Raw genomic sequence first — 6,414 nt, forward strand, 5'->3', positions numbered from 1 at the left:
ACGTTGTGCTGTCCCGCCGTGCATGGCTCGAGCAGACCCAGTCCGAGGTCCGCTCCACCTTCCTCAACAAGCTGGAGAAGGGCCAGGTCCGTCCGGGCGTTGTCTCCTCGATCGTCAACTTCGGTGCCTTCGTGGACCTGGGCGGCGTCGACGGCCTGGTGCACGTCTCCGAGCTGTCCTGGAAGCACATCGACCACCCGTCCGAGGTCGTCGAGGTTGGCCAGGAAGTCACCGTCGAGGTGCTCGAGGTGGACCTGGACCGCGAGCGCGTGTCCCTGTCCCTGAAGGCCACCCAGGAAGATCCGTGGCAGACCTTCGCCCGCACCCACGCCCTGGGCCAGATCGTCCCGGGCAAGGTCACCAAGCTGGTGCCGTTCGGTGCGTTCGTTCGGGTCGAAGACGGCATCGAGGGCCTTGTTCACATCTCCGAGCTGGCCGTGCGCCACGTGGAGCTGGCCGAGCAGGTTGTCTCCGTGAACGACGAAGTCTTCGTCAAGGTCATCGACATCGACCTGGAGCGCCGCCGCATCTCGCTGTCCCTGAAGCAGGCCAACGAGGGCGTCGATCCCGAGGGCACCGAGTTCGACCCGGCGCTGTACGGCATGGCCGCCGAGTACGACGAGCAGGGCAACTACAAGTACCCGGAGGGCTTCGACCCGGAGACCAACGAGTGGCTCGAAGGCTACGAGACCCAGCGCGCAGCGTGGGAGCAGCAGTACGCCGACGCCCAGGCCCGCTGGGAAGCCCACAAGAAGCAGGTTGCTGCTTCGATGGCAGAGGAAGCCCAGGCTCCGGGCGAGTCCGAAGCCGCACCGACCAGCTACTCCTCGGACGCCCCGGCGGCTCCGGCCTCCAGCGGCGGCACGCTGGCTTCCGACGAAGCCCTCGCTGCCCTGCGCGAGAAGCTGACCGGCCAGTAACAACAGCGTCCAACGCCTCGGGACAGTCCGGGGCCGCTGACGCAGGGAACCCCCGTACCTTTCAGGTGCGGGGGTTCCGCTTTGCCCGGAGGGTTTCCCGGGCCGCCTTTGGCCCCCGTTGCCGTCCGGCCGCCGACGTCCGGGGTCCGCCGATGCACCCTGCCGGAGGTCCTTGTCCTTTGCAGCCCGGGGTCCTAAGGTGTGGGACAAACGCTCGTGCTGGTTGGTCCGTTGGCCGGAACGGAGAGAACATGGCAGACGCAGTCGACATCCACGCCCTGCAGGCAGCCACCGTGTGGGACGACGCGCAACAAAAACTGGGCGTCGTGGGACAGGTCCACCAGGACGCGGCGACCGGAACGATCACCTGGATTACGGTGGGGCTGGGGCTGGCCGATAGCCGCGAGAAGTTCGTTCCGATCGCGGGGGCGCGCATCGAGCCTCACGACGTGTTTGTCGCCTACAGCCAGGACACGATCAAGGACTCACCCTCACCGGAGGCCTCTGAGAGCCTCACTCCGGAAGAAGAAGCGGAGCTGCGCCGCTACTACGGCACCTAAGCGCTTGAGCCCTCGCGGACGGGCACTTCTCAGGACCGGGTACTGACCGTGACCGTAAACTTCGCGTTCCGCGCCACCTGACGCGTGGGTCCCACCAGGCGGTGCAGCGCGGGCCTGTAGGACAGATGGCTGTTCCAGACGGTCCACAGTTCCCCGCCGGCGGCCAGCACGCGCCCGGCATCAGCGAAAAGCTTGAGCGCGATACCAGCGTGAACTGCGTTGCCAATGTGGAACGGCGGGTTGAGCACGACCAGTTGCTCGGACGCCGCGGGCAGCGAAGACAGCGCATCGTCCCGGCGGACCAGGACCCGGTCGGCCACCGAGTTGGCTTCTGCCGTGGCACGTGCCGATGCGACAGCGGACGCTGACTGGTCGGTGGCCACTACCAGCAGCCCGGGGCGTGACAGCGCCAGGTAGGCGGCGATCGTACCGTTGCCGCAGCCGAGGTCGACGGCGCGGTCGGCCTCCCGGGCGCCGGCCAGTAAAGGCAGCAGGAACCGGGTGCCCGGGTCCAGCTTGGGACCGCCGAAGGTGCCGCCGAAGGCAACGAGCCGCAGCGGGTTCGGCAGACCGACGTCGTGCTCCTCGGTCAGCGGGAAGCGTCCGGCCGCTGCCGGCAGGGGGCCGGTGGCGGTGAGCACCCGGGCTTTCTGCCGGGCCAGCCCCGCAGTCACCGAGGAAAAGGAGGTTCCAAGCACGGAGTTCATGGCCGGGTTCATGTGCTTCACCCTGCCTCCTGCCAGGACGGTGACGCCGGCAGAGGCGGCAGCGGCGATGCAGCCCGCCATCTCTTCCAGCGCATCGAGGGCGCGGGGCAGCTGCAACAGCACCAGCTGCGCTCCCTCAAACGCCGCCGGTTCCAGCAGGACATGCCGGTAGCCGCCAAGTCCCAAACGGGTGGCGTTGTTGTCCAAGGCCAGCTCGGAACTGAGCGGGTCCTGCACTACGCGCATTCCGCGCTTGCCGCCCGCCGCCAGGGCCAAAGTCAGCGCCCCGTAGTGGTCATTGACGACGCTGATCCGGCTGCCGTCCAGCCCGTCCAGCAGGGGTTTGGCGGTATCCAGCAAGAGCCGGTCTGCAGCGTCGGCGGCGAAGAGATTGTCGGCTTCAACATCCGGCCATCGCCGGAGGTCGGAAAAATCGAAGGCGGGCCGCTCCCATCCGGTCGCCGCGGTGCCCTCGGGACTCTCCTGCTGATCAGTCAAGGTCCACCCACTCCGTGCCCAGCGACACAGCGTCGGCACCGCCGGCAGTCAACGCAGCGAGCCGTTCCTGGAAACGCGAGACGACGTCCGGCTGGTCGTCCAGCGCGAGTTTGATCCGGACACCACCGGCTCCGTAATCGCTGCCGAGCACCACGGTGCCCGCGGCCCGGAGTTCGTTTTCCAAACGCCCGGCGACGGCATGCGCGGCCGGCACCGCGAAGAGCCGCATCCGGCGCCGCCGCACCATGGGTGCGGCCGCTGCAGCCTGCGACACCGACTCGGAGTAGGCCCGCACCAGTCCTCCCGCTCCCAGCAGGATGCCCCCGAAATAGCGCACGACGACGGCTGCAACGTCGCTGAGGTCGGCCGTTCCGGGAGCGGTCTCGCGTTTCAGCAGTGCGTCCAGCATGGGGATCCCGGCAGTGCCGGAGGGCTCGCCGTCGTCGTTGGAGCGCTGGACGCTGCGGTCCGGACCCAGCACGAAGGCACTGCAGTGGTGCCGGGCGTCATGGAACTCCCGGCGCAGCTCGCTCACCAAGTCGCGGGCTTCTTCTTCCGTTTCTGCCCGCCGGAGCACCGTGATAAACCGCGAGCGCTTGATCTCGAGCTCATGCCGGTGCTCGCCTGCCACGGTCGTGTAGCTGCCGCTGGGGGACGGGGAAGTCATATGCTCCAGCCTAGTGGGCCGCCGCCGGTGCCGGCGGTCCCGCCGGTCTTGTGGGCGGGCACCGACCTGTTTAGTCTGGTGGCACCCGCCGCGCCAGCCGGTGCGGCCGGACACTGCAACGAACGGCGGAATCATGGCGAAGCACCAGCCGGAATTCGATCCACGCGTGGCGGGCGGACAGGGCCACGGCCCGGCCGCGCCGGACGCCGACGACGCAGACCGGGTATCGGCCGAGCAAGGCGATTCGGCCAATCCCGACCCTCAGGAACAGAACATCACCGGGCTTGAACCCGGCGGCGGCGTTCCGCCAGGAGAAACGCCGCCTGCCGAGGACCAGATGAGCGCCGACCAGGGGCACGAAGAATAACCGGACGACGCCGACGCAGCCCGCAGAAGCTGCCTGCCGGAGCGCCCGCGGTCTGGGCCTGCGGGCTGGCTAGACTAAGGCCGTGCTCAGAATCGGACTTACCGGCGGGATCGCCGCTGGAAAATCGCTGGCTGCCCGGCGGCTGGCGGAACTCGGCGCCACTGTCATTGATGCCGACGCCATCGCCCGGGAAGTGGTCGAGCCGGGCACCGACGGGCTGCGCGCCGTCGTCGACGCGTTCGGCCCTGGAATCCTGGATGCCGGTGGCAGGCTGGACCGTCCGGCGCTCGGCGCCTTGGTGTTCAACGACCAGGGGCAACGCGAGCGGCTGAATGCGATCGTGCATCCGTTGGTCCGCGCCCGAGCGGCGGAACAGGCGGCTGCGGCAGGAGCAGGCGCCATCCTTGTCCAGGACATCCCGCTCCTGGTGGAAACCGGGCAGAGTTCCTCCTTCCATCTGGTCCTGGTCATCGATGCGCCCGAAGAAGAGCGGCTGCGGCGCATGGTGGAGGACCGCGGCATGACCGAAGCCGACGCCCGCTCCCGCATTGCCGCCCAAGCCTCCGCTGTAGAACGCAGGGCCGCCGCCGACGTCGTGCTGGAGAACAACGGCACCCGCGAGCAAGTGCTGGCGGCGCTGGACGCGCTTTGGGCGGAACGCCTGGTGCCGTTCAACCAGAACCTGTTGGCCGGACGGCTGGCTCCCCGCACGGGCCCACCGGTCCTGCTGGACCCGCAGCCGCAGTGGCCGGCCCAGGCAGCCTTGCTCGCGGAGCGGATCAGACGCGCCGATCCACGCATTATGGCCGTCGACCACGTCGGGTCGACGGCGGTTCCGGGACTGCCGGCCAAGGACGTGCTGGACCTGCAGGTCACGGTGGGCAGTCTGGACGACGCCGACGCCGCCGCGGAAGCACTGGCTGCGGCCGGATTCCCGCGCTGGCCCGGTACCTGGCGCGACACGCCGAGGCCGCAGCATCCGGAGCCCAGGGACTGGCAGAAGCGGTTGCACGGCAACGCCGACCCGGGCCGCGCCGTCAACGTTCACGTCCGGGCAGCCGGCTCGCCGGGGTGGCGCTATGCCCTGCTGTTCCGGGACTGGCTGCGGGCGGATCCCGGCGCCGCCGCGGCCTACCTGGCCGAGAAAAGAAGGCTTGCCGGTTTGCACGCTTCCGACGTTTCAACCGGTCGCTATGCCCGCGCGAAGGAAGAATGGTTCAGCCGGACGGCCGATCCGCAGATGAACCAGTGGGCGCGGGATACCGGCTGGCAGCCGCCGCCCGCCGGCAGCTAGCGCCGGGCGCCCCTTTATCCCTAAGGACGGTTTATCCGGAGGGCGGTGCGAACTCACTGGCGGTGAAGACGGCGCCCAACGGGTCCCGGATCGTCGCGTCGCGTGTCCAATCGGTATCGGTGTGGCCAAGCACCGACCCGCCCAGGCGTTCGGCGTCGGCGGCGGTCGCATCCCGGTCGGCTACCGTAAACGCCACGTGCCAGTGTGCCGCCTCGCCGGGCTCCAGCCCGGTAAGCCAACCGATGGCATCCGCGAACCCCGGAGGAACATTAACGCCCGACTGGCGCTCCCGGATGCCAGGGTCACTGGTCGCCTGCAGGTGGTCGCCGTAACCGGGGACGCGGATCATGCTGCCGAAGCCGACGTCGTCAAACTGCCAGCCGAAGACCTCGCTGTAGAAGTCCGAGGCGGCGCCAGGATCGGCGGCGTGCAGGTCGCTGAAGTTCCACGCACCCGGCTCGTTGACAGCCTGGGCACCCGGCCGGTTCCGCGCCTGCCAGAGCCGGAACGGAACCCCGGCCGGATCCGCACACAGCGTGGCCCGGCCGCCCTCCCCGGCATCGGCTGGCCCGGAGAGCACCTCTCCGCCCGCTGAACGGATCCTGCCCGCAGCCGCCTCCGAGTCGACGACTGCCACGTACGTGTTCCACGCCGGGACGCTGGCGGCAGTTCCTTCGCCGAGCCCGGCAACGTCCCGGCCGTCGAGCTTGGCGATCAGGTAGCGCGGGGAGGCACCGGGCGGAGTGGCCTCGGCGAACGTCCAGCCGAAAAGCCCGCCGTAGAAGTCTTGTGCCGCCTCAAGGTCATGGTGTTCGACGTCGATCCAGGACGTCACTCCCTCGGGATAGGTGCGGACGGTGTCCATGGTGTGCCTTCCGTCGTCCTTGGGTGCACCCACAGATCTACCGCACGCAGCGGAACCGGGCAACGGTGCACCGGCATGGCGGGCGTCCGGGGACCTGCTTCGCGACGCATGACAGCCCGCCACCGGCCGCAGACCGTCCGCCAATCCGCTGCGCCAGGTTAGGCCGAGAGCGATTCCGGACCCACGCTGACCGCAATCGGGCTTACCGTTAACGGCATGAGTCTTGCGCAGGACATTAAACGCGTTGTGGCGCCCTTCGAAGTCGTCAGCGAATTCCAGCCTGCCGGCGACCAGCCGGCTGCCATCGCGGAACTAACCAAACGGATCCAGGCCGGCGAAAAGGACATCGTGCTGCTCGGCGCGACCGGCACCGGCAAGTCCGCCACCACCGCCTGGCTGGTGGAGCAGGTGCAGCGCCCCACCCTGGTAATGGTGCAAAACAAAACCTTGGCGGCGCAGTTGGCCAACGAGTTCCGTGAGTTGCTGCCGAACAATGCGGTGGAGTACTTCGTCTCCTACTACGACTACTACCAGCC

At 68.7% G+C, this 6,414-nt stretch carries 8 protein-coding genes; 5 read left to right on the forward strand and 3 right to left on the reverse strand.

Features of this window, described 5'->3' with window-relative positions; genetic code table 11:
- Both AC5RWT_RS33055 and AC5RWT_RS33060 read left to right on the forward strand, forming a co-directional pair.
- Positions 1-920: S1 RNA-binding domain-containing protein (locus AC5RWT_RS33055; RefSeq protein ID WP_494083903.1), on the forward strand; the 920-nt coding region annotated here is incomplete at its 5' end.
- Between the two features lie 251 nt (positions 921-1,171).
- Positions 1,172-1,480 carry a PRC-barrel domain-containing protein gene (locus AC5RWT_RS33060; protein WP_494083904.1) on the forward strand — a complete coding sequence of 103 codons (309 nt, stop codon included), beginning with the start codon at positions 1,172-1,174 and terminating at the stop codon, positions 1,478-1,480.
- Positions 1,481-1,509: 29 nt separating this feature from the next.
- Here AC5RWT_RS33060 and AC5RWT_RS33065 read toward each other — a convergent pair whose 3' ends face one another.
- Positions 1,510-2,685: a class I SAM-dependent methyltransferase gene (locus tag AC5RWT_RS33065; protein ID WP_494083905.1), complete on the reverse strand. Its 1,176-nt coding sequence runs from the start codon at positions 2,683-2,685 to the stop codon at positions 1,510-1,512.
- Positions 2,678-3,352: an IMPACT family protein gene (locus AC5RWT_RS33070; RefSeq protein WP_494083906.1), complete on the reverse strand. Its 675-nt coding sequence runs from the start codon at positions 3,350-3,352 to the stop codon at positions 2,678-2,680. The genes AC5RWT_RS33065 and AC5RWT_RS33070 overlap by 8 nt, the downstream gene beginning before the upstream one ends.
- A gap of 133 nt (positions 3,353-3,485) precedes the next feature.
- Here AC5RWT_RS33070 and AC5RWT_RS33075 point away from each other — a divergent pair, with 133 nt between their 5' ends.
- A complete protein-coding gene (locus AC5RWT_RS33075; RefSeq protein ID WP_493967491.1) occupies positions 3,486-3,719 on the forward strand; it encodes a DUF6480 family protein in 234 nt (77 codons plus the stop codon).
- A gap of 82 nt (positions 3,720-3,801) precedes the next feature.
- Positions 3,802-5,013, forward strand: a complete 1,212-nt coding sequence (gene coaE, locus AC5RWT_RS33080) for a dephospho-CoA kinase (RefSeq protein WP_494083907.1) — start codon at positions 3,802-3,804, stop codon at positions 5,011-5,013.
- 31 nt (positions 5,014-5,044) lie between these two features.
- Here coaE and AC5RWT_RS33085 read toward each other — a convergent pair whose 3' ends face one another.
- Positions 5,045-5,911: a VOC family protein gene (locus tag AC5RWT_RS33085; RefSeq protein WP_494083908.1), complete on the reverse strand. Its 867-nt coding sequence runs from the start codon at positions 5,909-5,911 to the stop codon at positions 5,045-5,047.
- Positions 5,912-6,094: 183 nt separating this feature from the next.
- Here AC5RWT_RS33085 and AC5RWT_RS33090 point away from each other — a divergent pair.
- On the forward strand, positions 6,095-6,414 hold a 320-nt coding region (locus AC5RWT_RS33090; RefSeq protein ID WP_494083909.1), incomplete at its 3' end, for a DEAD/DEAH box helicase family protein.

The organism is Arthrobacter sp. Dra40, from assembly GCF_059091905.1.

Bases quoted from the DNA above. Each gene is read 5' to 3' on its own strand.
- AC5RWT_RS33060 (WP_494083904.1), top strand. From the start codon at position 1,172: ATGGCAGACGCAGTCGACATCCACGCCCTGCAGGCAGCCACCGTGTGG.
- AC5RWT_RS33075 (WP_493967491.1), top strand. From the start codon at position 3,486: ATGGCGAAGCACCAGCCGGAATTCGATCCACGCGTGGCGGGCGGACAG.
- AC5RWT_RS33070 (WP_494083906.1), bottom strand. From the start codon at position 3,352: ATGACTTCCCCGTCCCCCAGCGGCAGCTACACGACCGTGGCAGGCGAG.